Raw genomic sequence first — 23,869 nt, 5'->3', positions numbered from 1 at the left:
CGTTCACCCTTCTAATATTTTATTGAATACATCATCCACTTGTAGTTCATTCTTACGTTTCAAGATACGTGATCCATCTTCGTAAGAAATCCCTTCCAAATTAAATGATTGGATTGGTACATATTTTTGCTTGGTGTAGAGATATTTAATAATCATTGGAGTCATTGTATCTGTATCAGATTCAATGTTATAAATGAATATTGGGCAGCCTGACTCAATGACACTGTTTAAGACTTCATGATCGATATCATTCATTAATCGAGCATGAATCAGTCCGACATCGAGATCGTTAGATTTAATACGTGATAAGAATACCTCGGTTGAAGCACCTGTTGTTATTATGATTGCTTTTGAAGTATTTGAGAATTCTTGAATAACTGACCATGATTCTCCTCGATACGAGGTACTTGGTTTATACATTTCCGAGTTATTTTGATATCGAACCACTTTGATTCCTTCTTCAGATAATACCCTTTGAAGCGTCTTTTCAGCATCCGAAAGATTTGAAGGATTATAGATGTTAGAGATAGCGTTTAATGCTTTAATATCAAAAATACCATGGTCAAATCGATTGGAATGACTCGATAAACCTGCATGTCTCACTAATAATGTTAACGGTAAGTCATTAAGTACAAACTGATGTTCAAGTGCACTAATTGCATCCAGAATTCGAGTTGAGGAAAGTGCCAATACAACACGATATCCTTGTTTAATGTAACTAGAAGCTGCTGCAATAAGCGATCCTGTAGCTCCTGTAGATACGATGTAATTGTTGGGATAGTTGGATTCAAACTCTTTGAAATAGTCTCCAAAACTAATGGCATCAACTAGCACCAGAAGTTTAGGATCTCGCATACCAGTTAATACACGATCAAATACTTCATGATAACTTGTATAGTTCTTTGGTGTTGCATCGTCAGTTTTAAACTTAGGAAAGTCTAAATTTCTACGTGCATTGGAACGTAGTCGTGTTTGTACATGAATAACATGTGGTCCTTTTAGGGTCTTAGAAAGTTCTAAAACTCGAATTAAATCTGGTAAACTTTGACCATCAATGGGTCCTTGGTAATCAATGCCAAATTGCGTAAAAATAGTTGGTTCAAGAACGGATTCTTTAACTGCATTACGCATACGAACGAGTGATTTATAAATAGGTCGGGAAATTGGATTTGAATCCAATATATTACGAACATCTTTTTTAAGAGTAGAATAGGTTTTACTAATTCGAATGCTCTTTACCAAGACGTCTAAAGATGTATGGTGACGAAGTAAGGATTGTTGTTCATCAATTAGAATAATTGTTAGATCAGGATTATGTCTACTGATATCAACTAAACCTTCATACGTTACTCCGTAGTTTAATGCATGATCATCGATAACCACAATGGTTCGGCCGTTTCTTTTATCTGTATAAGAAAGAGCTGCTCCTAAGGACTCACCTATTCCACCACCTGTATAGGCATCATATGGATTATCATTTGATAAGTTTACAGGAGCATTTGTACGTAGTAAGAGCTCGTCAATTCGACCTGTCAGTATCTTATGAACCAATACTTGATTACCACCATCAAATAGAACACGATCATAAGACAAGTCAAAAACATAGTGCAAAGCTAATGTTGTCTCAAGAACATTGATATTCTTAACGATTGTATCAATATCAAAACGTGTTTCTTGAGCAAGAAAATTAGCGATGTCATCACTGTATTCTTTTAATTCATTGATCGGTAAATCTTTGATATTATGATATTCTTTTAAAGCCATAAATAAATGACCTCCTAAATACGACGACCTGTAATGCTTTCAATAAGATTTAATAATTTGTTTGATTGGAGTTCAAAGTTTTGAACTTGTTGACGTATACTTTGATAAATACGTTCAGTTTCTATTTCCGCTTCTTTTAGACCAAGCAAGGAAACTACGGTATGTTTGTTGCGATCCAAGTCACTCTTATTACTTTTACCTATCGTTTCAAAGTCTTCTTTTGCTTCTAATAAATCGTCTTGATATTGGAAAGCAATTCCTAAATCAAGTCCAATCTTATGAGCAATATCACGTTGGTGGTCTTTGCCTGCAATGATTACAGCCATCTCTAATGCAGCTGCGAAGAGCTTCCCTGTTTTAAGCTCATAACACTGAATTAGATCATCAATTGATCGGATATTATCAGCTGTATCGATTTCTTGTCCTAAGATCATCCCATGAGTTCCTGCGCATTGTGATAACACCTGAATACATGCAATTTTCTTTGCATCATCTAAATTACTATTACTGATGACTGAAAATGATTGGGTGAGTAAGCCATCACCAGCTAAAATCGCCATCCCTTCACCATATACTTTATGATTGGTAGGCTTAAATCTTCGAAAGTCATCATCATCCATCGCTGGTAAATCATCATGAACTAATGAATATGTATGAATCATCTCAAGTGCACATGCTGCATCAAGCCCTAGAGAAACATCACCCCCAAGGTCACTAAGAAACCCCAATAACATATTAGGACGTAATCTTTTACCACCACTTAGTAATGAGTACTCTATTGCTTCAGAAACTGTTGATTGACCATTGCTTGCGGCAATGTCACGAAGACGATCTTCAATTTGTAGAATCATTGTTATCATTTTGATGTTTTACCACCAAATCCTTTACTTTATTTTCATATTCATCAAGCTTTAATTGACATTTTTTCGATAACTCCAAACCCTCTTCAAAAAGCTTGATCGCATCATCAAGAGGAAGTGTATCTTTTTCTAGTAAGTCAGCAATTTCAGCTAATCTTGCCATTGATTCTTCAAAATTAAATGTTTTTGTCATATATATCCTTTCCGATTACTTTGGCTTCTACGGAACCATCTTTTAATTCTATTTTTATTGGTGAGTCAATATCAATTGAGTGTATTGACGTAATTGGTTCCAAATCTTTAGTAATTCGTGCATACCCTTTGTCAAATAATTCCAACATTTTTTGAGCGGGATTTTGCACACTTATTGCTTTAATTATAGCCATTAGCTCCTTCTTTTTCAAGTTTACAACTCTTTGAGAAACAGTTGAAAACTGTCTGTTTAACATGAATAATTGATGCTTTTTATTCTCCTGTAAACGGAGATTCATGTCTACAGCGTTAAGTAGCTTTTGTTGTTTATTATTTGCTAGTATTCTAGAAGTTTTTATTAACTGGTCTACCTGATTAACGAGTATATTACGATTTAAAGATAGACGATGATTTAAACTTTGATATCTCATTTGAAGTGCTTGATTGAAACGCAAATCATATCTTAGTAATTCTTTATGAATTACCTCAAATTGTTTTGATTGATTGAGTATCCTATTCTGTAAGTAATCTAACTTTTGTGACTTCTTTTCAATATACTCTTCTGGGTTTCTAAGGTTTGAGTTTTGAACAAGAGACTGATACATACTCTTCTGATTTAAGATCTTATTTCTAAGTAAGCTATAATACTTGTTCTTATAATTTCTTAATACTTCACTGATTTCATATTGATTTGGTGTTACATGTACTGCAGCAGCGGTTGGTGTAGCTGCTCTGTAATCCGATACGAAATCTGCTAGTGTGGTGTCACTTTCGTGTCCTATCCCTGTTGCGATTGGAATTTTAGAAGAAAATATAGCCTCGATTACTTCTGGTGAGTTAAAAGCCCATAAATCTTCTATAGACCCTCCCCCTCTACCAAGAATAATACAATCGAGGTTCATTGAATTTGCTTCATGAAGTCTCTCAACAATACTTGGTACAGCACTTTCGCCTTGAACGTAAGCTAGAAGATCAACTCTTTTTGCTAATGGCCATCGCTCCATTAAGGTTCGTGAAATATCATGATAAGCAGCACTATTATCACCAACAATTACACCGATTGAAGTAGGATATGCAGGGAATGCTTTCTTATGTTCTGGTTTAAAGTAGCCTTTGTCTTGATAATCTTTCTTTAAGGCTTCAAATTGCACATAGAGATCACCTAATCCATCAAGGTTCATTCGTGATGCATAAATCTGCACAGTCCCAGCACTCTCAAAAACTTCAGCACTACCTACCACAATGACCTTATCACCGTTTTTAGGTTTAAATAGAACAGAACTTGCTTTACTTCGAAACATGACACAAGAAATCCTACTTTTGTCATCTTTCAATGTAAAATAAAAATGTCCACTGTGGTGAGCGGTAAAATTTGAAAGTTCACCAATAATTGCGACATTCTTAAAACTGGGATAGCTATCTATCAACAGTTTCAAAGAACCCACAAATTCACTAACAGTTAAGACATTTTGTTTTCGACTCATATTGCATCAATCACTCCATTGATTAGTTTATAAGAATCTTCTTCAGCATAAAGTTTAGCCAAGCGTACTGCTTCATTAATAATAATTGGCTTTTCTTGATGCCCTAATTCTAATTCTGCACAAGCTACCAATAAGATTGCTTGTTCTATATATCCCAGACGATCAAAGCGCCATTTATTAAGATATTGATTCATTGCTCTTTCATAAATTTCTTTACGATCACTAACACGATTTACAACATCTAGTAATTCTTCATCCAATTCAATCTTTGGACTGAAATCACTGACTGATGTAACAAAGTGGTTATCTGCAATAATTTCAGCTATTTCCATATCTCTGATAAGATGAATGTATACTGTAATCATCGCATTTTGGCGTTGTATTAAACGCGAATTTGACATAAAATCCTCCACACTAAAAGAAGCAGTTATCTGCTTCTAGTTAAATTTAAAACCTACAACATGAACGTTAATGGTAACATCATCAAAATCTACCATCATTTCAATTGAACGTTGTAATTCAGCTTGAAGCGCTTTAATAGCACGTTCAACTTCTTGTCCGTATTGAACACGAACTTTAAGGTCAATTGTAACATGACCATTTGCATTATTAACAGTTAATGATTTTTTACCTGTTCCGTCTTCGAAGAAAACATGCTTATTTTCACTTACTGTAATAACAACGATATGATTAAAGACATTGTTTGATACTGCAATTTGTCCTAATCCTTCATCTTTATTTTGTATTAATACATATTCATTTGCCATATTTATCACCTACTAGACTTATTATAACAAAACCAAAGCATAAACAAAAGAAAACACTCTAAAATAATACAAAACACACAACTTACGGTAGTTTAATTAACTTTAATAATATTCTCAAAATCATCAGTAATGTTCATTCTTTTCTTAATACATGTATTTAAGATTTGATCACTTACTTCTCGAGTATAGTCAATCACTTTCTGATGATCGTTTGCAAAGTATTTCTGCATTAATTGTTCTTCAACAGGTTTGCAACGTACAATCGCTTGATAATTCCATGTTCGTGTATCATATTTAATAATTTCTGAGAGATCTTTATCTGTGTTTTCTTGATGAAACATTCTTTGACGATAAAAATCAAACTCTGTATTCAAAGAAACAACAACATCCCAGGTTTGAGAATCAACTTCAAAAGCTATCCCATAAAAAGTAAGTTCTTGATGATCTTCACAAAAAGCTCGAAGTTGTTCAAGTGTTTCATCGTATAAATTTTTTCGATAATTATCGACAACAGTCCTTCTACTTACAGCCATAATGTTACTCCTTTGTGTACATCATACCAAACTTACTGTTTCATAAGTTTCAAATCTATTTCTTAAATGTTTTGGATAACGATTATTCGCTCGTTTTCCATCACCTTTAATAAAACCTAGTGAATTACCAAGATATTTTATACAATAAAATCCCTTAAGCTTGAGGTTAAGTTGCTGACCATTGAGATATCGATAGGCTTCCTCTAATGAACACTCATACGAAGGAATATCTTCAGCAAATACAATGGATTGAGATAAAGCATGGTTTACATCGTAATAACGGCCTTTATCATCCGATATAAGTGTACCATCTTTCATGACATTTAACGACGTTTTTAGAAAGCCACGATTTCTGGTTCCGTATTGTTTCGATCCTATGGTTCTAAAATTACCGTGTAGCTTTAATGACTCTAGTTGAAACTTTTTGTATTTTATCTTAGAAAATTGCAATTCATTGTGAGATGATGCTTTATGTACACGAATTCGTGCAACAAAGTGCCCTTCTCCATCTTCATTAGGAAAATATCGAGTTACTTTAGTACCCAGACCGTGATAACCTGGATAAGAGTTCTCAAAGTTTAATGTTTCAAGTTCACAACTAGGATACTTCGATAGAAAATCAAGGATTACTAGTTCATTTTCTACATCGTTTAGCGTACATGTAGAGTAAACAATAACTCCATTATCTTTTACACAATGATATGCATCGATTAGTAGTTCTTTCTGAATAGCTGCCATCTTAAATGCAGTACTTGAATCATAGTGTTCCATGAAGTCCTTATCTTTTCTAAATAATCCTTCACCACTACATGGTGCATCAAGTAATACCTTGTCAAAAACGGATTCAAATTCCTCAACAAGATCCTTGGATTCATTGCATACCACAACAACATTTTCAACTCCCCAACGATCAAGGTTTTCACATAGCTTCAGATTTCTTTTCTTATCGATATCATTGCTAATTAGAAAACCATGAGGGATTTTATCGAGGATATACGTTGATTTGCCTCCAGGGGCAGCACACATATCTAAAACGATATCGGATTCGTTTAAATCAAGCGCCAATACCGGTGTCGTAGCACTGGGGTCTTGAATATAATAACACCCTGCGTGATGAAATGGATGCGTTACTGTTGCAGCGTACGCATCAGCAATCCAAACCTCGTCATTCAAGCGAGATTTAACCCCAGGAAAAGGATTCTCTACATATTTCTGTGAGTTAAATCGTATTCCTCGTATAGGTTCAAACTGATAAGCTTCTAAAATCTTATGAGTTAATTCCGCACCCGCAAGATTTAATAGCATGTCTTTATAACTGCGCTTCTCTTGCATTCAATATCTCTCTTGTTTGATCTCTATCGTGATTCATTTGTACAATAAGCTCATCAACACTGTTAAACTTAATTTGACCACGAAGCTTGGCCACAAAGGATTGCTTAATGAGTTCGCCGTAGATTTCTTCATTAAAATCTAAGATATGTGTTTCAACAGACAATCGTTCTGTATGATTAAAGGTAGGATTGTAACCAATACTTAACATCGCTTGGTAAGTCTTACCTTTTACTTCTACAAACCCTGCATAGACACCTTCAGCTGGTATCACATATTCATCTACAATGTCCATATTTGCTGTTCTAAAGCCAATCTTACGACCTTGTTTGCGTCCATGAATTACGTAACCACTAATCTCATAATCACGTCCTAGAAGCTCGTTTGCTTCTTTAATATCTCCTTTTAATAGAGACTGAACAATTAGAGTTGTTCCAATTTTCTTGGAATTAGTTTTATCGATTGACAATACAACAGTATCAAAATGATGTTTTGCATGTTCTTTAAGATACGCAATATTTCCAGAACCATTGTATCCAAATTTAAAGTCTTCACCAACAATTAATGCTTCGACATTTAATGGAATTAAGTAGTACTCAAGAAACTCTTGTGGTGACAATGCTGCAACGTCTTTAGAGAACTCAATCACAATTAAGTAATCCAAACCAAGTTGTTCTAATATCATCACTTTTTCTTTCATAGGCGTGATATGGTTTACCGAATTCTTCCCTGTAATGACAGTCCATGGATCAGGGTTGAAGGTAATCATTGCTGATGAAACACCTCTTTTTTTTGCTTCATCAATTGTTTTATTAATTAAATGTTGATGTCCTTTATGAATACCATCAAAATACCCAATACAGGCAGCTAACTTAAAATCAAAATGTTTTAATTCGTGAAAATCACGGATAAGTATTTGTTTCATTACCATAGTCCTCGAACTGATTTAAATACAGTATCTCTTTCTCTTTCATAAACAGCAAAATACTCACCAGCATCCAGTAACACCTTATCATGGTCTGTATCTAGCTTTAACCTTCTACCGTTTTTAATATCTTCAGAATAGCTCTCATCAAAAATAACAGGTAGTTCAATCCCCTTTTTAGTAGGTAAGACTGAAACATTCATATCAATATCTTCTAATTTCAAACAATTTTCAAGTTTAAATGGACCTACTTCAGTTCTACGCAAGTAGGACATCGTGCCTATTGTGCCAAGTTTATCTGCAATATCTTCACATAAGGTGCGGATATAGGTTCCATTTGATACCTTCGCTACAAATTCTATTTCATCGTCTTGATACGAAATAAATTCAATAGAATGAATTGTAATTGCGGTAGTAAGCTCTTTAACCTCTTGATTATCTAAAACATATTGATATGATCGTTTGCCATCAATTTTCTTAGCGGAAACTTTTGGTACGCGTTGGGTCATATCACCAAGCATAGAACTTAGTGTTTCTTTAATTAAATCTAGTGGTAGTTCATGAACATCACTTGTTTCAAGGATATCTCCCCAAATATCACCAGTATGTGTTTTCAAACCGAGTTTTAATTTTGTATGATAAGTCTTATCACTTACACCTAAGTATGGCAAAGCTTTCGTTGCCTTATTTAAAGCAAGAACAAGAACTCCTGTTGCCATTGGATCTAAAGTACCGCTATGACCAACTTTAGCTTTAGTTAGCCAACGTACTTTTTTAACAACATCAAAAGATGTCATATTTTCTGGTTTATCTATACACAATATTCCGTCCATAATTCCCTCATTCTTTTTATCAATATTCTAACTTAATTAATGAAGAAAAAATAGTATCGAAGTGATACTATTTCTCTTCTTTCTTGATTTTTGCAAGAAGCTCTTCAATATGATTACCATACTCAATAGATTCATCTAATTTAAAGATTAACTCTGGAGTACGACGTGTTGATAATGCTTTACTTACTTCAGTACGAAGTAAACCTTTAGCACGTTCTAAAGCTTCCATACCTTTTTCTTTCTGTGATTCTTCTAAGAAACTCACATAAATTGTTGCAAAGGATAGATCATTTGTCACAACAACGTCTGTAACGTTTGCATGTTTCAATGCAGGATCGTTAAGGCGATTGTTGATGACGGGTGCTACTTCTCTTTTAATAATTGACTCTATACGTTCTTTTTTTACTGACATAAGTTTACTCCTGTTCTACTTGAATTTCTCCAAAGGATTCAATGACATCACCAATTTTAATATCATTAAAGTTAGCGATTGTGATACCACATTCGTAACCTTGAGCAACTTCTTTTGCATCATTTTGGAATCGTTTAAGGCTTGCCATTTTACCTTCATAAACAACTACACCATCACGCATTAAGCGGACACTTGAATCTTTAACTACTTTACCATCAGTTACCATACATCCAGCAATTGTACCAACTTTAGATACATGGTAAGTTTCACGAACTTCAGCTTGTCCATGAATTACTTCTTCAAATACTGGTGCAAGCATACCCTTCATAGCAGCTTCCATAGCTTCTACAGCTTTATAGATAATGTTGTAGAGACGGATTTCAATTCCTTCTTCTTCAGCTTTCTTACGAATTGCTGCAGTAGGACGAATGTTAAATCCGATAATAACTGCATTGGATGCTGATGCTAACATGATATCACTTTCAGTGATTCCACCAACTGTTGAACGAATAACTTTAACAGCAACTTCTTTACCATCACCAACTTCAATACGTTCTAGAGCTGCTTTAACAGCTTCTGCTGAACCTTGAACGTCAGCTTTCAAGATAACGTTAATATCACGAATGTCACCTGTTTCAATTTGACTTGCTAAATCATCAAGACTTAATGCACTTGTTTGATTTCGGTCCATCTCAACTTTAACAACATTACGTTTTTGAGCAACAGCACGAGATTCTTTTTCATCTTTAAATGCACGGAATAAATCACCAGCGATTGGAACTTCGTTCAATCCAATAATTTCCACAGGCATTGATGGAATTGCTTCTTGTAGTTCACGTCCGCGACTATCAGTCATTTTACGCACACGGCCATAAGTCGTACCAACAACGAGAGGATCTCCTTGTTTTAATGTACCTTTTTGAACTAAGAGAGTAGCTACTGGACCACGACTCTTATCAAGTTTTGCTTCAATAACTGTACCAAATGCTAAACGTTTTGGATTTGCTTTGAGTTCTTCTAATTCTGCAGCTACTTGAATAGTATCTAATAAGTTTTCAATACCTTCGCCAGTTTTTGCAGAAATCTTAACAAACACTGTTTCTCCACCCCACTCTTCAGGTGTAACACCTAAATCAGTGAATTCTGAGTAGATACGTTCAAAATTTGGATTTGGTTTATCAATTTTATTAATTGCTACAATTAATGGTGCGTTAGCTGCTTTTGCATGGTCAACAGCTTCACGTGTTTGAGGCATAACCCCATCATCAGCTGCAACAACAACAATAACGATATCAGTAACACTTGCTCCACGAGCACGCATAGCTGTAAAAGCCTCGTGACCAGGAGTATCAAGGAATGTAATTCGCTTTCCTTTATGTGTTACTTGGTAAGCACCAATATGTTGTGTAATTCCACCAAATTCACCTGTTACAACATCAGCATTACGAATTGTATCAAGTGTTGTTGTTTTACCATGGTCAACGTGTCCCATGATTGTAACGATTGGAGCGCGTTCTTGAAGTAATGCTGGATCATCTTCAATTGTATCCTCCAATGTTAAGGTATCAACTGGTTCTACCTTTGTTGGTTCAATATCATATTCCATAGCAATGAGTTCAACAGTTTCATCATCTAATGATGTATTGATTGTAACCATTGTTCCCATCATAAAGAGTAGTTTGATGATATCTGCAGGACTTTTGTTAATAAGTTCTGAAAGATCTTTTACAGTTACTCCTTCAGTATATTCAAATTCCTTAACAACCACATCCTTCGGTTTAAATGTGCTTTGTGGCGCTTTTTTATTTCTGTTAGTTCGTTTGCCACCACGATTTGGTTTTCTTTTACTCACTTAACCCGTCACCTCTTTCTATATTTTTCATTACTACTTTTAAAACTTGTTCATCTGTTATTCCAACAGCAACGCGTTGGACCATACCAATTGCCCACGAAATTTCTTCGACAGTAAGTCCACTTACTATATCTATTTTAGCATGTTTTGCCTTATCTCGTATTTGTTTTTTGGTACGTTCTGATGCATTGTCAGCTAAAACAACACATTTCACACTTTTATTTTGGATTGCAGGGATTAGTTTATCACCATAAACTAATTTACCTGCTCGTTTACAAAGTCCTAATGAACTAAGTAAACCATCCTTATTTAAAATATTCGAATAATTCGTCATAAAATGAATCATCCACTTTCGTTTTCAATGCTCGATCAAGTGCTCGTGTTTTCTTTGCAGTCTCAATAATATCGAGTCTTTTAGCAAGATAAGCACCTCGACCATTCTTACGTCCAGTCTCATCAATTTCTACTGTGTTCTCTGGAGTTAACACAATTCTTAAAAGATCCTTTTTAGGGAATTGTTCTTGGCTCACAACACATTTGCGCATTGGTTCTTTACGCATTAGAAATCACCCCTAATCTTTATCGTAATAATCATCGTACTCGTCAAAGTCAATATCGTCTTCATACCATGAATTTTCTTCTTCTTGTTGTTGACGTTTAACTTCTTCAAGTTCTTCTTGAGAGTATTCAGGAACAATTTCATATTCCATCTCTTTCAGAAGTTCTGCTGTATTAACTGGTTTTTCTTCTTCTTTATCACGTTCTTTACGACGACGACGGTATGTTGCTTGTTCATCTTGTTGACGTGATACATCGGCTAGTTCTTCAAACTTAGATACGTAGTCTGTACGTGGTTTGAGGGCTTTCTTACGATCCACTTTAGCTTTTTCAATTGCTTCAGCTTCTTCTTTAGATTCAACTGTTTCTTCAACAGGTGCTACAGTTTCTTCAACTATTGGTTCTTCAACAGCATCTGCCACTACAGTTGTTTCTTTAACTACTGGAGCTTCATCAACAGCAACTTCTTCAACTACTGTTTCTTCAACTACATCTTCGACACTTTCTTCAACTGGTAATTCAATTTTTTCAACAACTGAAGTATCTGCTTTATCTGCAAGTTTAGCATTGATTTCATTTTGGTATTCTTGCATTAGTGTTTCATAATCAATACCTTCTGCTTGCGCATCTGAAATTGATTTAATATCGATACGTTGTTTTGCAAGACGAACTGCTAAACGTGCGTTTTTACCACGTTTACCAATAGCTAATGAAAGTTGTGAATCTTCTACAATAACAACAAGACCTTTGTTGTCTTTATTTGGGAAGACTGCAACAACTTCAGCAGGTGATAATGCATTACCTACTAAATCAATCATGTTATCGCTCCACTCAAAGATATCAATTTTTTCACCTTTAAGTTCTTCGATGATAGCTTGAACACGTTGTCCACGGGGACCAATACATGCACCAATAGCATCGATATCTGGATCATGTGAGTAAACAGCAATCTTGGTACGTTCACCAGCTTCACGAGCAATTGCCTTAATTTCAACTTGTCCATCAAAGATTTCAGGAACTTCATTTTCGAACAAACGACGCACTAACATTGCATCAGCACGTGATACTAAGATTTGAGCACCTTTGGTATCTTTATTAACATCTGTAATAACAACCTTTAGCATTTGTCCTTCGCGGTATTGTTCACCTTCGATTTGAGCAGCTCTTGGCATAACTGCAAGTGATTTACCAAGGTTTACTACTACAAATTTTTCTTCAACACTCTCAACCATAGCCATAATCATTTCACCTAGTTGATCAATGTATTCATCGTAAACACCTTGTTTTTCTGCTTCACGAATCTTTTGTTTGATGACGTTTTTTGCTAAGGTAGCAGCTGCACGACCGAGTTCTTCAATAGGTTGTTCTATTACGTAGAAGTCCCCTACTTTTAGTCCTTGACTATTATCCTCTAATTCGTGAATCCCTACTTGAAGTTCATCATCTTCTACTTCTTCAACAACTTCAAACTTATGGAATAGTTTCATTTCTTGAGTTGTTTCATCGATTAATACTTCTACAATTGCATCTGGAACTCCAATTTGGCGGCGAAAGGCTTTCACCAAGGAATCTTGAAGAGCATCAATAATAATTTCTTTAGAGATATTACGGTTGTCTTCGATTTCTTGCATTGCAGCAATTACATTTTTTACGTTCATTTCAAATTATCTCCTTATACTTTGACTGCAAGACGCAGCATTTTTATATTTTTACGTTCAATTGCAACTTCTTTCAAAGCAGTTTTTTGACGGTATGTAACCGTAACGTTATCTTGATCAACAGTTTTTACAGTACCTTCTACGTAATCAGCACCTTGAAATGGATTCATAAATTGAATGAATACGTATTGATTTTCTAAGTCAATATAATTTTCTGGTTCAATAATACGTTCAGCACCCGCTGAGCCAACATCAAGACCAATTTCATAGTTAATCGCTTCACCAAAAGCTTCAGCGACTTGTGCACATAGATCTAAGTCAACCGGAACGAAATCTTTTCTTGCGATTCCAAGTTCAAGAATGTCATTTCCGACCTTATCTATATCGACGATGTTGACACCAAATGTATCAGCAATCGGCGTAAAAATTTCTAAATACTTATCCATTTTTTCTCCTTAAGACAATAATATAAGGAGTGGCGAGCCACTCCCTTGTTTCAAAGTATGATTAAATTATATAGCATTATTATACCAATTGCAAGTCGCTTACCACTACTATACTCTGTATATAAAGCTCTTTTACAACCTTGTAGTATTGTTGACACAAATTAATCGATACATTTAGTTATCGTATTCTTGTAATCAATGATTCTAGTAGGAATAATGATTAATATTTCTTAAAGATTAAAAACGATGGAAACTTCGGCCCAAAAGCCGTAGACTTCGGTGGCATGATTGCTTTTTTCTTGGATACAAATAATACCTCATCCTTAGAAATTGGTGCAAGCTGTATTCGAACTGAGTTCTCATCTTTATTGATACAATCCAAACACTGCTTTTCATTGACAAAGTAATCAAGTTGACTTGTGTCATAGATTCCAAAAGCTTGAGATAAAATCTGAGTGTTCAAGCGGTAGACATCATTATTCCAGAATGCATCAGATTCTAAATCAATTAAATTAACCACGAAACTTTGTTTCCTATAACTGATACACACGCTTCCTTTTGATAAAGGAAATTTAGTTTCAGTTACTTTAAACTGCTTATCAATAAATGCTTTAGCTTTTTGAAAGTCCTCTATTTGAATATCATGGATAATACGATCAATACTGTTAATGGTCACATCATCAATGTTCATGATACAGGTCATGATCGTTGGCTTACGGTTGAATAATGAGCTCGTATACAAGCGGTGATGTCCATCTCCAACAATGAGTGTTCGGATTGATTCAAGAGATTCCAGTAGTTTTGAAGCCACTTCATTCGTAAATACGAATATATTAATATCTTGAATAGTGATTTCATGATGCGGAAGATTACTAACGAATTGATGCAAATCAAGAGTGTCTGCACTTATCAAGAACGTTGGTGCTGTTTCAGCATTGTATACTTGAAGATTACTCAACATCCCCTGAATGGTGTCTGGAAGCACAAGTTCGTGAGTAATCAACTTCCCTTCTCTGTAATCATCCAAATCAATATCACATATCAGACAGTACTTACCTTTGTGCTCTACAATATAAACAGCATTCTCAAACTGATCCAATTGTTGACTGTTTAACTTATTTTTTAGTTCATCATTCAAAAATCGAGTACGTTTGTCAAAAGCAATCTTTCCATCAACTATATTAGCCAGGTTGATAAAGTCGGGATCGTATACTTCCCCACTTAAGTTTACATAACTATCACTAATTGCTTGAAGTTTCATGAATTGGTCCTCTCATAATGGTATCCAAGCCGTCAAGTAATGATTGATTCTCTTCAGGAGTCTTTACAGCAATACGAATGAACTCACCATCAAAACCAGTTTTCGGAGATAAATCTTTAATAAATACGTTGTATTTCGCAAGTAATTCCTCAGTTACAAACTTCGATGTATATCCATTAAGAAGTTCAATCATGATGAAGTTAGCTTGTGAAGGATGTACCTTCATATTAGGTATTTTAACCAAGTTGTTATAGTAATCATTACGAACGTTCACAAATTGAATCATCGCTTGTTCAAAGTTTTTCTTGTACTTATCGACAATTTGCATATAGTACTCACCAAATGAGTTTATGTTCCAGATTGAAACATCTTTTTTAATGAACTTAATCACTTCTAAATCAGATGTTGCGAGAATGCCAAGCCTAAAGCCAGGTACACCGTATGATTTAGAAATACTCTTCACTAGGTATAGGTTTGGATATTCATCTAGGATATCTGTTTTTAGAAGTGATGTAATATCACCATCGTCTACAAAATCAATAAACGATTCGTCAAGCACTAATTTGATATTGTTTTTCTTACACCATGCAACTAGTTTAATTACGTCATTGTGTGTAATGTAGTTACCTGATGGATTATCAGGGTTAATGAGTAAGAGTGAATCTAAATTCTTGTCATCAAAGAAAGTAATAATATCATCAGTATCATATTCGTAACCAATTTTAGAGCTATCTAAATTAATGACATTTAAGTGATTTGAACGATTTGGGTACTCCTCAAATGTCGGAGTAATGATACCGATATTTCCTGATAATTTCTCCATGAGTGACTTAATTAGCTCTGAAGCTCCATTACCGATTACAATTTGCTCATCTCTAACTTTAAAATGTTTAGCCGCTAGTAAGGTGTTTACTGACATGCCGGATGGATAGTCACGAACTAAACGAGAGAAATTTGATTTAACTTCATCTAGCAATCTTTCATTAGGATAGAATGGATTTACAAGATAGCAGAAATCAATCAATCTTGGATAACGCCAGTATCCTCCGAAACGCTTTTGCATTAAGGCAAGTTTTTCTTCAGTTGTTCTTGCGAACATAACATTAGCAATATCTAAATCTTGGACATCATCTACTTCATACCAATCGAAGTTCTTGTTGATAATTGCTTTCATTGTGTAGTTTGGAATTAACGCAGTAAATTTCAATACATTTTCATAGTATTCGTTAACTCCAGAAGATTTCATATATGAGTCTAAGTATGGCACATAGAAATCTCTACTAAATTCTTTTGAGAACTTATAGATGTTAACGGTCTTATAGTAAGTGTCTATATTCGAATAATTAAAATCTGCTTTACCAATAAAGTCTGTAATTTCATCACTCTCATTTAGAGTAACTACCGTACCATCCATCCAAGGTTCATATTTTGCAACTAAAGCTGATGCCTTTGATGTATCGTTAAAAAGTTGATCTAACATTCCTTCTTGAATTATTAAATCTGATTCAATTAATACTGTATCGTCTTTTAACAATACGTCTTTAGCAAGAAATAACGAATAAATATTATTGGTTTCATCATAAATGTGATTTGTGATGTATTCAATCTTAGTATTAATATCAATCTTTCCAATAAAGTCTTCTAATACTTGGTGCTCATAACCATTTACAATAACAATTTTTTCTAAGTTCTTATCATCCAATTGTCGGAGCATGCGCTCAATCATGGATATACCACTAACCTCAACCATACATTTTGGATGTACTTCAGTTAAATTTCCTAAACGTGACCCCATACCTGCAGCGAGAATAATTGCTTGCATAATTAAAACCTCCACCATTCATTTGTTCATATTATGAATTATACCTATGATATTGAACAATGTAAAGAATGCAGACGTTCAATTTCGTGTTAATCTTGTGTGACATTTCAAATAAATGAATACATATCACAAAAAAACTCCAGTATGGAAACCATAAAGGAGTCAATAAACATAACTAGTTACTAATACTAAACAATGATTATGTATATTGCTGAATAAGAGTAATCTCAACTGTTGACGAATAAGTAACTAAGTATACCTCTAATGCGCTTATCCATGCCTCTTCAAAACCAATTGTTGTATTTTCTTCCATAAGCATTTCGATTATTTCAAAGTAACTATTAACCCTATTAGTAGAAAACTTTATGGAATCAAGGATAAGCATTGACCAAATAGGATTTTCTTTAAAATACTCTGATTCAACATATTTATCAAACAAGAAAACAAACGTTGGTTCAATCGGAAGTTTTTCCACTGAAAATTCTTGTGTTTCTATATCCAAAATTCCATAAGTATAATTTGAATCACGTGTAGGAATACCTAATGACCCCGGATTAATGAACTTCTTCCCTTTGTATACTTCGTTTTGATGCTTATGAGTATGACCAAATAAACAGATATCAAAATCATATAAAGCAATCAATTCATCGTAAAAATTAGTCAAATCATCAAAGTCATGGATATTTTGATCCCCATGAATGAGAAGTATTGATGTATTATTTTTCTTCAGGATCTCAAACGACTTTAATAAACTTATGTACTTGACAGATTTTGCCGTCAAAAGCTCTGAGGATGTCATTATAGGTTTTAAGTTAATGGGAACATCTTTTGATCGAATTCTAAGAATGGATCGTTCACGATTCCCTAAGATTGACACAAGTGCTATTGAACTCAATTCATCAATAATCTCATTATCTTCATGACCGTCAGTAATAAGGTCCCCTAGTAAAACTAGCGAATCAATGTCTTTTTGACATAGATCCGCTAGCGCAAGTTTCAAGGCCGTATAATTACCGTGAATATCACTTAATATAGCAATTTTCATAATGTAATCCAATATCTACGAAGCATACCATCTCCGTCTTTAACTTCATTCTCAAAAACACCACCACATGATTCGATAGTTTTTTGGGAAGCAATATTGTTTGAATCAGCTGTGATCAAAACGTGTTCAAGTCCAATTTCTTTGCAATACTCTAAAGCTTTTTGAAGCATTGATTTCGCATACGATTTTCTTCGTTCATCTTGATGAATAGAATATCCGATATGTCCACCAAACTTTGACAGATAATCATTCAATTCACGTCGTATATTAATCATACCGACAACTTGTTCATCAGATTTACGAACACAAAGAAAGGTTGTTGCAGGTACATAGCCTTCTCTAACAGTCTCTTTATACTCGTCCATGAAAGTTTGCTGACACCATTCTTCAATATTATCAAAGTTTTCTAATCCAGAACTCCCGTGAAGAACCTCACCACTATTTACTGCAGTGTTTTTATAACGAAGAATTGAGTCTAAGTATCGAAGACTTGGTTTTTCAAGTTTTATTGATTCAACTACAAACTTCTTATAACAAGCCTGTACTTGGCTTCTCGTTAATTCTACGACTTTAGTGTTAGGAACACGGAATTGTGTCATTTCTTCAAAAGGAGCATCGTTAAGAAGACTTAGTAAACTCATAATAACGGCACCATGAGTAACCACCAAAATATCCTCATCGTGATCTTTTGAAAGATTGAGTAGTTTTGGCAAGACACGTTCCATGACTTGTTGATATGATTCACCTTGAGGTGACTTTACTGTACGTCGATCAGCTTGAAACCATTTTTCATAACGTATGGTATCTTTCTCTCGTACCTCATCCCAAGACAGACCTTCCCATTCACCGAGATGGACTTCTTGTAAGTCATCAACCACTTCATATGGTATTTCTGTGATTTCAGATACTTCTTGAGCGGTACGAATTGCTCTTTTTTTATTACTACTATAAATCTTCGATATATTAATATTTTCTGAAAGAAGTGTGTTCCCAAGGTTTTGAGCTTGGCTTATTCCTTCTTGATTCAAAGGAATATCTGTACTCCCTTGGATACGTTTTGCAACATTCCAGTCTGTTTGTCCATGACGTGTTAAATATATCTTCATAGTAAGCTCCTAAAATAGACTCATTTGGTTAGTTTCTTGGAGGTGAGTTGTAACCCCAAGTTCATCGAATTTCTTAACTGTCGTTGAAGATATTCCGCCACGACTCATTAAGTCTTTCTTAGAAATAAACGGTTTTTCTTCACGAGCACTTACAATTTGTTTAGCTACGTTCACACCAAGTCCATCAACAACAGTAAATGGTGGAATGATGGCTTTGTTATCACGTGGGTCTAAACGATATTCATCAGCTTCTGATAAATCTAAGTCAATTTGGCTAATTGTAAAACCACGACTTTGTAATTCTAAAGTAACTTCTAAAGTATCAATTAAGTTTTTTTCTTTAATTGTGACATCTCTCTTAGTATTAAAGTCTTTTAACCTCATATTAATTGAATTCAAACGTGCTTGTACAGTTTCCATCGATGCAGTTTGTGTTTCAATTTCATGAGCGTTAACTCGAAGTGAGAAATAAGAACAGTAATAAGCTAAGGGTTGGTGAACTTTAAACCAAGCGACACGAATCGCCATCATAACATATGCAACAGCGTGAGCTTTCGGGAACATGTACTTAATTTTTAAGCATGACTCAATATACCATTGTGGTACATTGTTAGCTTTCATTGCTTCAATCCACTCTTCACGTAACCCTTTTCCCTTACGAACACTTTCCATAATATCAAAGGAAAGTTTTGCAGGTAATCCAGCATGCATGAGATAAACCATGATATCATCACGACAACCAATTACTTCATCAAGTGATAAACCGTTATTCTTAATTAAATCTTCAGCATTTGTTCTCCAAACATCTGTACCATGGGATAAACCAGAAATACGAACAAGATCTGAGAACTTATCAGGCATCGTAGCTTCCAACATACCACGTACAAATGGTGTACCAAACTCTGGTAATCCTAAACCACCAGTAACTTCATGATAGTTTCGTTCATCTACTTTTAGTGCATCCGTACGACTAAAAAGTGAAAGTGTCTCGGGATCATTCATCGGAACTGTTTTAACGTCAATGCCTGTTAAACGCTCTAAAAATTTCATAGCTGTTGGATCAACATGCCCTAAAATATCAAGTTTTAAGACGTTATCATCAATGTCATGGAATTCAAAATGCGTTGTATACCAGCTGGATGCTGGATTGTTGGCAGGATATTGTATCGGTGTAAAATCATGGACATCCATATAATCAGGAACAACAATGATTCCCCTGGATGCTGTCCAGTTGTTCGTTTAACGCCTTCTGCACCATATGATAGATACGTATTCCAAGCATTTGAACCTTCAGGTAAATTAAGACTCTCTTGATACCCTTTTACATAACCATACGCTGTTTTTTGTGCAACAGTAGAAATTGTACCAGCACGATAAACATACTGTTCTCCAAATATTTCTTTAGTAAAATTATGTGCATGTTCTTGATAGTCACCAGAGAAGTTCAAATCAATATCAGGAACTTTATCCCCTTCAAACCCTAAGAAGGTTTCAAAAGGAATATCTTGTCCATCACCTAACATCGCATGACCACAATGAGGGCAATCCTTTGGTGGTAAGTCAAATCCACTTGAAACACGGCCATCGTTAAAGAATTCGCTGTGGTGACACTTTAAGCAAACATAGTGAGGTGCAAGTGGGTTAACTTCTGTAATCTCAGCCAAGGTGGCTACGAGTGATGACCCTACCGATCCACGCGAACCTACAAGGTATCCATCATCAAGAGAACGTTTAACCATCAAATGAGAAATATAATAAATAACTCCATAACCGTTTCCGATAATAGATTTTAATTCTCTTTCAATACGTGCACTTACAATTTCAGGTAATTCTTCTCCATAAATTTTATGTGCGTTATGATACACAATTTCTTCAAGTAATGTATCAGAATTTTCTAATTTTGGTGTAAATAGATCTGATTGTTTCGGAGACATATCTTCGATTTGATCAAGCATAGCTACAGTGTTCTCAACGACATACTCATACGCTTCTCGTTCACCTAACCAAGAAAATTCAACAAGCATTTCTTCAGTCGAACGGAAATGTGCATTTGGCGCTACAAAGTTTAAACGTTTTTCTTCGTTAAAGAAGTACAATGGATGACGTACACCACCAATTCCTTGAGATTGAATGTAAACATCACGGATAACCTTCTCACGAGGGTGATTGTAATGCACATTACCTACTGCTAATACTGGAATATTAAGTTTCTTTGCAACACTTATGATTCTTCGAACGATTTCTTTGACTCGCTCATCACTTTCAATTGTATTTCCATAAACAAGAACATGATAATAATCTAAAGGCATAATCTCTACATAGTCATAAAAACTCATAGCCTTTTCTAAAGCTTCTTGATTTTTATTCATGGCAATTTCAAAAAGTTCTGAACTTGTACAACCTGCACCAATGAGCAGGTTATCACGACGTTTAACGAGTTCCTCACGAATAATACGTGGCTCTGCCATTGCAGCATCCCCTTTTGATGTATTCCCAAAGAATGCTAAGTTTTTTGTATGAGAGTATGAAATTAGTTCATAAAGTTGTTTTAATCCAGCTTTATTCTTAGCAATAACATTAACATGGCTCTTTCTAACTTTCGTAAAACCACGTTCATCACTTAATGACTGTAAATCTGTGATTGTAGTCATCTCTGCAAGACGGTCATCTCGTAAGATTTCTAAAAAGACAAGACTTAAAACTTCAGCGTCGTAGTCAGCACGGTGAGCTCCGTCTTCATCATACGGAATACGTAGCAATCGGGAAATTGCTCCAAGACGATATGAACGACGATTATCAAACAATGCTCGTGATAAATCTAGAGTATCAATCGTAGCGTTTGGAAGCGAAGGACGGTTAAGTTTTCTAAGTATCTCTTGCATGAAATCAATATCAAATTGTGCATTGTGAGCTACTAATGGATAGTCACCAATGAACTCCAAGATATCATCAATACACTCTTCGATACGTGGTGCGTTTCTAACATCATTATCTGATATGTTGGTAATAGACTCAATATGAGCATTAATTGATACAGGTGGCTTAATAAAAGTTTGCATTTTGTCGACAACTTTACCATCCTGGATACGAACAGCACCGAATTCAATGATGTGATCATAGTAGTTGGATAAACCTGTTGTTTCAATATCAAAACAAATATAGTTTCCTTGATGTAGCTTCTCATCATGACTTTGAGTAACGATTTGCAAGTTTGCATCAACCATATTCATTTCTACACCATAACCAAGTTTAAATTCTTGATTTGGATACTTCTTCCGTAGATTTTTCAAGCTTCCGTATGCCTTTGGAAAAGATTGCACTGCTGTATGATCAGTAATGATCATACCAGGATGTCCCCATTCAAAAGCCTGTGCTAAATATTCACTAGCATCACTAATTCCATCCATCTCAGAAAATTTCGTATGCAAGTGGAACTCAACACGTTTAGCAGGTGCATTATCATAACGCACAAAGATATTAGGGATTTCTTCATAACGATCCATTTTAAAGATATAGTCTTTTTCAAAGCGTGCTTCAAAAACATAATTACCATAAGCACATATGCATGTACCCTTCTTAATAATTTCTGATTCTTCTTTCACGAAATCACTAATTACAAGAGCGGACTTACCATCAGAAATAAAATACTTAACAATAAAACTCCCTGTACGTGTTTCTCTTGTTTCAATTTCAAAAATCAAACCTCTAATCGAAATGTTGTGAGCTTCATCACTTAAAATCTCCATAGCAACAGGAGTGTATTCTTTTTTACCACCTCGACGAGGTTGACGTGACACCACTTTCTTTTCAACCACTTCAGGCTTTTGCATTTGTTGCATTACAACAATCTCATCTTCAGGATTATTAACCCTTACTTCTGTAATAACTTCACAATCAAGACCAAATTGCTTTAGTCCTTCTTTTAGTGTCTCTTCATGACGCCTTGCATCTAAGCAATGCATTTCATCCTGACATAGTACACTCACATGTGTTTTTGAGAACGTAAAATGAGCATCAGCAATTGCTCTTAAATTATGTTTTCTTGCAACATAACTTACATATTGATTCATATCTAAATATGATAACGATGATGCTTTTGCTTTAATATTTACTGTTGCTTTTGTATGTGTTGTTAATTGAATTCTTTTTACAAGCTCTTGATAAACAGAAAAAGGTAATGCTTCATCTACTGAAAGCATTACATCAAGTTTTTTCTTAGATTGAGAATAACTGACATTTTCTAAATTTGCGTGTTCAAAATAATTCAAGTATTTCTTATTAATTCTTAATTTATTCAAAAAATCGTTCACAAGGCACCTCTACTTTACCAATTTTTCAAAAGCATCTCGCGCTGCTTCTTGTTCTGCCTTTTTCTTGCTAAGGCCTTTACCATTACCAAAGATTAAATTATCAAGTTTTACAACCACTTCAAAGACAGGAGCATTGGATGGTCCTGTAGTATTTACTACTTCATAAGTCACTGATTTACGTGAATCCGCTTGAATGAATTCCTGAAGTTTTGTCTTATAATCAGTAATTGCTAATTTATCTAAATCCTTCATTGGTCCTTCTAAAACTTTATCTAAAATTATATTGACACTTTTGATTCCTGTATCAAGATAAACTGCACCAATAAAACTTTCAAATAAATCAGCAATAATTGATGGTCGTGTACGTCCACCATTACGTTCTTCCCCTGTACCTAGTTTTAAAAGCTCATTCAGCTTTAAATCCAAACTATACTGAGCTAGCGCATCTTCATACACTAACTGAGAACGATACAAAGTCATTTGGCCTTCATTAAGTTCAACCTCATTATTAAAAAGACGCTCTGAAACACAGATTTGCAAGACTGCATCGCCCATAAATTCTAGACGTTCATTATCAGACAAATGTGTTTGATTTTCATTCACATATGAGGAATGAATAAAAGCATTCTCAATTAATTCTCGATTATTATACTTAATATTTAATGATTCAAAAAGATCATCGATTGTCATATTATCACCTACCTCACATTAT

Annotated in this window: 23 protein-coding genes; all 23 read right to left on the bottom strand. The window is 34.7% G+C overall.

The window, feature by feature from the left end:
* Window positions 1-3 precede the first annotated feature (3 nt).
* The 23 genes from G7059_RS06470 to rnc all read right to left on the bottom strand — a co-directional run bounded on the left by G7059_RS06470 (window position 4) and on the right by rnc (window position 23,847).
* Complete coding sequence (locus G7059_RS06470; RefSeq protein ID WP_166081268.1) at window positions 4-1,764, bottom strand: 1-deoxy-D-xylulose-5-phosphate synthase N-terminal domain-containing protein; 1,761 nt, start codon at window positions 1,762-1,764, stop codon at window positions 4-6.
* Window positions 1,765-1,778: 14 nt separating this feature from the next.
* Window positions 1,779-2,624 carry a polyprenyl synthetase family protein gene (locus tag G7059_RS06465; protein WP_240920456.1) on the bottom strand — a complete coding sequence of 282 codons (846 nt, stop codon included), beginning with the start codon at window positions 2,622-2,624 and terminating at the stop codon, window positions 1,779-1,781.
* Complete coding sequence (xseB, locus tag G7059_RS06460; protein ID WP_166081267.1) at window positions 2,599-2,817, bottom strand: exodeoxyribonuclease VII small subunit; 219 nt, start codon at window positions 2,815-2,817, stop codon at window positions 2,599-2,601. The genes G7059_RS06465 and xseB overlap by 26 nt, the downstream gene beginning before the upstream one ends.
* A complete protein-coding gene (gene xseA / locus G7059_RS06455) occupies window positions 2,801-4,300 on the bottom strand; it encodes an exodeoxyribonuclease VII large subunit (protein WP_166081266.1) in 1,500 nt (499 codons plus the stop codon). Before xseA ends, xseB begins: the two co-directional genes overlap by 17 nt.
* Window positions 4,297-4,701: a transcription antitermination protein NusB gene (locus tag G7059_RS06450; RefSeq protein ID WP_166081265.1), complete on the bottom strand. Its 405-nt coding sequence runs from the start codon at window positions 4,699-4,701 to the stop codon at window positions 4,297-4,299. Before G7059_RS06450 ends, xseA begins: the two co-directional genes overlap by 4 nt.
* 36 nt (window positions 4,702-4,737) lie before the next feature.
* Window positions 4,738-5,067 (bottom strand): Asp23/Gls24 family envelope stress response protein, encoded by a 330-nt coding sequence (locus tag G7059_RS06445; protein WP_166081264.1) that lies wholly within the window; start codon window positions 5,065-5,067, stop codon window positions 4,738-4,740.
* Window positions 5,068-5,159: 92 nt separating this feature from the next.
* Window positions 5,160-5,600, bottom strand: a complete 441-nt coding sequence (locus G7059_RS06440) for a DUF4303 domain-containing protein (protein WP_166081263.1) — start codon at window positions 5,598-5,600, stop codon at window positions 5,160-5,162.
* A gap of 21 nt (window positions 5,601-5,621) precedes the next feature.
* Window positions 5,622-6,932, bottom strand: a complete 1,311-nt coding sequence (locus G7059_RS06435; protein ID WP_166081262.1) for a hypothetical protein — start codon at window positions 6,930-6,932, stop codon at window positions 5,622-5,624.
* Entirely contained in the window at window positions 6,910-7,854 is a 945-nt protein-coding gene (locus G7059_RS06430) for a bifunctional riboflavin kinase/FAD synthetase (protein WP_166081261.1), read from the bottom strand. The genes G7059_RS06435 and G7059_RS06430 overlap by 23 nt, the downstream gene beginning before the upstream one ends.
* A complete protein-coding gene (truB, locus tag G7059_RS06425; RefSeq protein WP_166081260.1) occupies window positions 7,854-8,687 on the bottom strand; it encodes a tRNA pseudouridine(55) synthase TruB in 834 nt (277 codons plus the stop codon). The genes G7059_RS06430 and truB overlap by 1 nt, the downstream gene beginning before the upstream one ends.
* Window positions 8,688-8,754: 67 nt before the next feature.
* Window positions 8,755-9,099 (bottom strand): 30S ribosome-binding factor RbfA, encoded by a 345-nt coding sequence (gene rbfA / locus G7059_RS06420; RefSeq protein ID WP_166081259.1) that lies wholly within the window; start codon window positions 9,097-9,099, stop codon window positions 8,755-8,757.
* A gap of 4 nt (window positions 9,100-9,103) precedes the next feature.
* Window positions 9,104-10,951: a translation initiation factor IF-2 gene (gene infB, locus G7059_RS06415; protein ID WP_166081258.1), complete on the bottom strand. Its 1,848-nt coding sequence runs from the start codon at window positions 10,949-10,951 to the stop codon at window positions 9,104-9,106.
* The gene (locus G7059_RS06410; protein ID WP_240920454.1) at window positions 10,944-11,285 is read right to left on the bottom strand and encodes a ribosomal L7Ae/L30e/S12e/Gadd45 family protein; all 342 of its coding nucleotides are present in this window, start codon (window positions 11,283-11,285) and stop codon (window positions 10,944-10,946) included. The genes infB and G7059_RS06410 overlap by 8 nt, the downstream gene beginning before the upstream one ends.
* Window positions 11,257-11,511 (bottom strand): RNase P modulator RnpM, encoded by a 255-nt coding sequence (gene rnpM, locus G7059_RS06405; protein WP_166081257.1) that lies wholly within the window; start codon window positions 11,509-11,511, stop codon window positions 11,257-11,259. Before rnpM ends, G7059_RS06410 begins: the two co-directional genes overlap by 29 nt.
* Before the next feature lie 12 nt (window positions 11,512-11,523).
* Window positions 11,524-13,167 carry a transcription termination factor NusA gene (gene nusA, locus G7059_RS06400; RefSeq protein ID WP_166081256.1) on the bottom strand — a complete coding sequence of 548 codons (1,644 nt, stop codon included), beginning with the start codon at window positions 13,165-13,167 and terminating at the stop codon, window positions 11,524-11,526.
* A gap of 14 nt (window positions 13,168-13,181) precedes the next feature.
* Window positions 13,182-13,613, bottom strand: a complete 432-nt coding sequence (locus G7059_RS06395) for a ribosome assembly cofactor RimP (protein WP_166081255.1) — start codon at window positions 13,611-13,613, stop codon at window positions 13,182-13,184.
* Window positions 13,614-13,833: 220 nt separating this feature from the next.
* Window positions 13,834-14,874 carry a DUF1015 family protein gene (locus tag G7059_RS06390; protein WP_166081254.1) on the bottom strand — a complete coding sequence of 347 codons (1,041 nt, stop codon included), beginning with the start codon at window positions 14,872-14,874 and terminating at the stop codon, window positions 13,834-13,836.
* On the bottom strand, window positions 14,855-16,696 hold the full coding sequence (locus G7059_RS06385; RefSeq protein WP_166081253.1) for an aminotransferase class I/II-fold pyridoxal phosphate-dependent enzyme: 1,842 nt from the start codon (window positions 16,694-16,696) through the stop codon (window positions 14,855-14,857). Before G7059_RS06385 ends, G7059_RS06390 begins: the two co-directional genes overlap by 20 nt.
* A 199-nt stretch (window positions 16,697-16,895) precedes the next feature.
* Window positions 16,896-17,741, bottom strand: a complete 846-nt coding sequence (locus G7059_RS06380) for a metallophosphoesterase (RefSeq protein WP_166081252.1) — start codon at window positions 17,739-17,741, stop codon at window positions 16,896-16,898.
* Window positions 17,738-18,847, bottom strand: coding sequence for a GNAT family N-acetyltransferase (locus G7059_RS10415; RefSeq protein ID WP_205700189.1), 1,110 nt, complete (start codon window positions 18,845-18,847; stop codon window positions 17,738-17,740). The genes G7059_RS06380 and G7059_RS10415 overlap by 4 nt, the downstream gene beginning before the upstream one ends.
* A gap of 9 nt (window positions 18,848-18,856) precedes the next feature.
* Window positions 18,857-20,038 carry a hypothetical protein gene (locus G7059_RS10535; protein WP_240920453.1) on the bottom strand — a complete coding sequence of 394 codons (1,182 nt, stop codon included), beginning with the start codon at window positions 20,036-20,038 and terminating at the stop codon, window positions 18,857-18,859.
* Complete coding sequence (locus tag G7059_RS06370) at window positions 19,933-23,145, bottom strand: PolC-type DNA polymerase III (RefSeq protein WP_240920452.1); 3,213 nt, start codon at window positions 23,143-23,145, stop codon at window positions 19,933-19,935. Before G7059_RS06370 ends, G7059_RS10535 begins: the two co-directional genes overlap by 106 nt.
* Window positions 23,146-23,166: 21 nt before the next feature.
* Window positions 23,167-23,847, bottom strand: coding sequence for a ribonuclease III (rnc, locus tag G7059_RS06365; protein WP_166081251.1), 681 nt, complete (start codon window positions 23,845-23,847; stop codon window positions 23,167-23,169).
* Window positions 23,848-23,869: the final 22 nt, after the last annotated feature.

The sequence above is a fragment of the Erysipelothrix sp. HDW6A genome (assembly GCF_011400295.1).
Taxonomy (GTDB): Bacteria; Bacillota_I; Bacilli_A; order Erysipelotrichales; family Erysipelotrichaceae; genus Erysipelothrix.
Note: the sequence above shows the minus strand (reverse complement) of the source record. Positions and strands in the feature narration are given on the sequence as shown.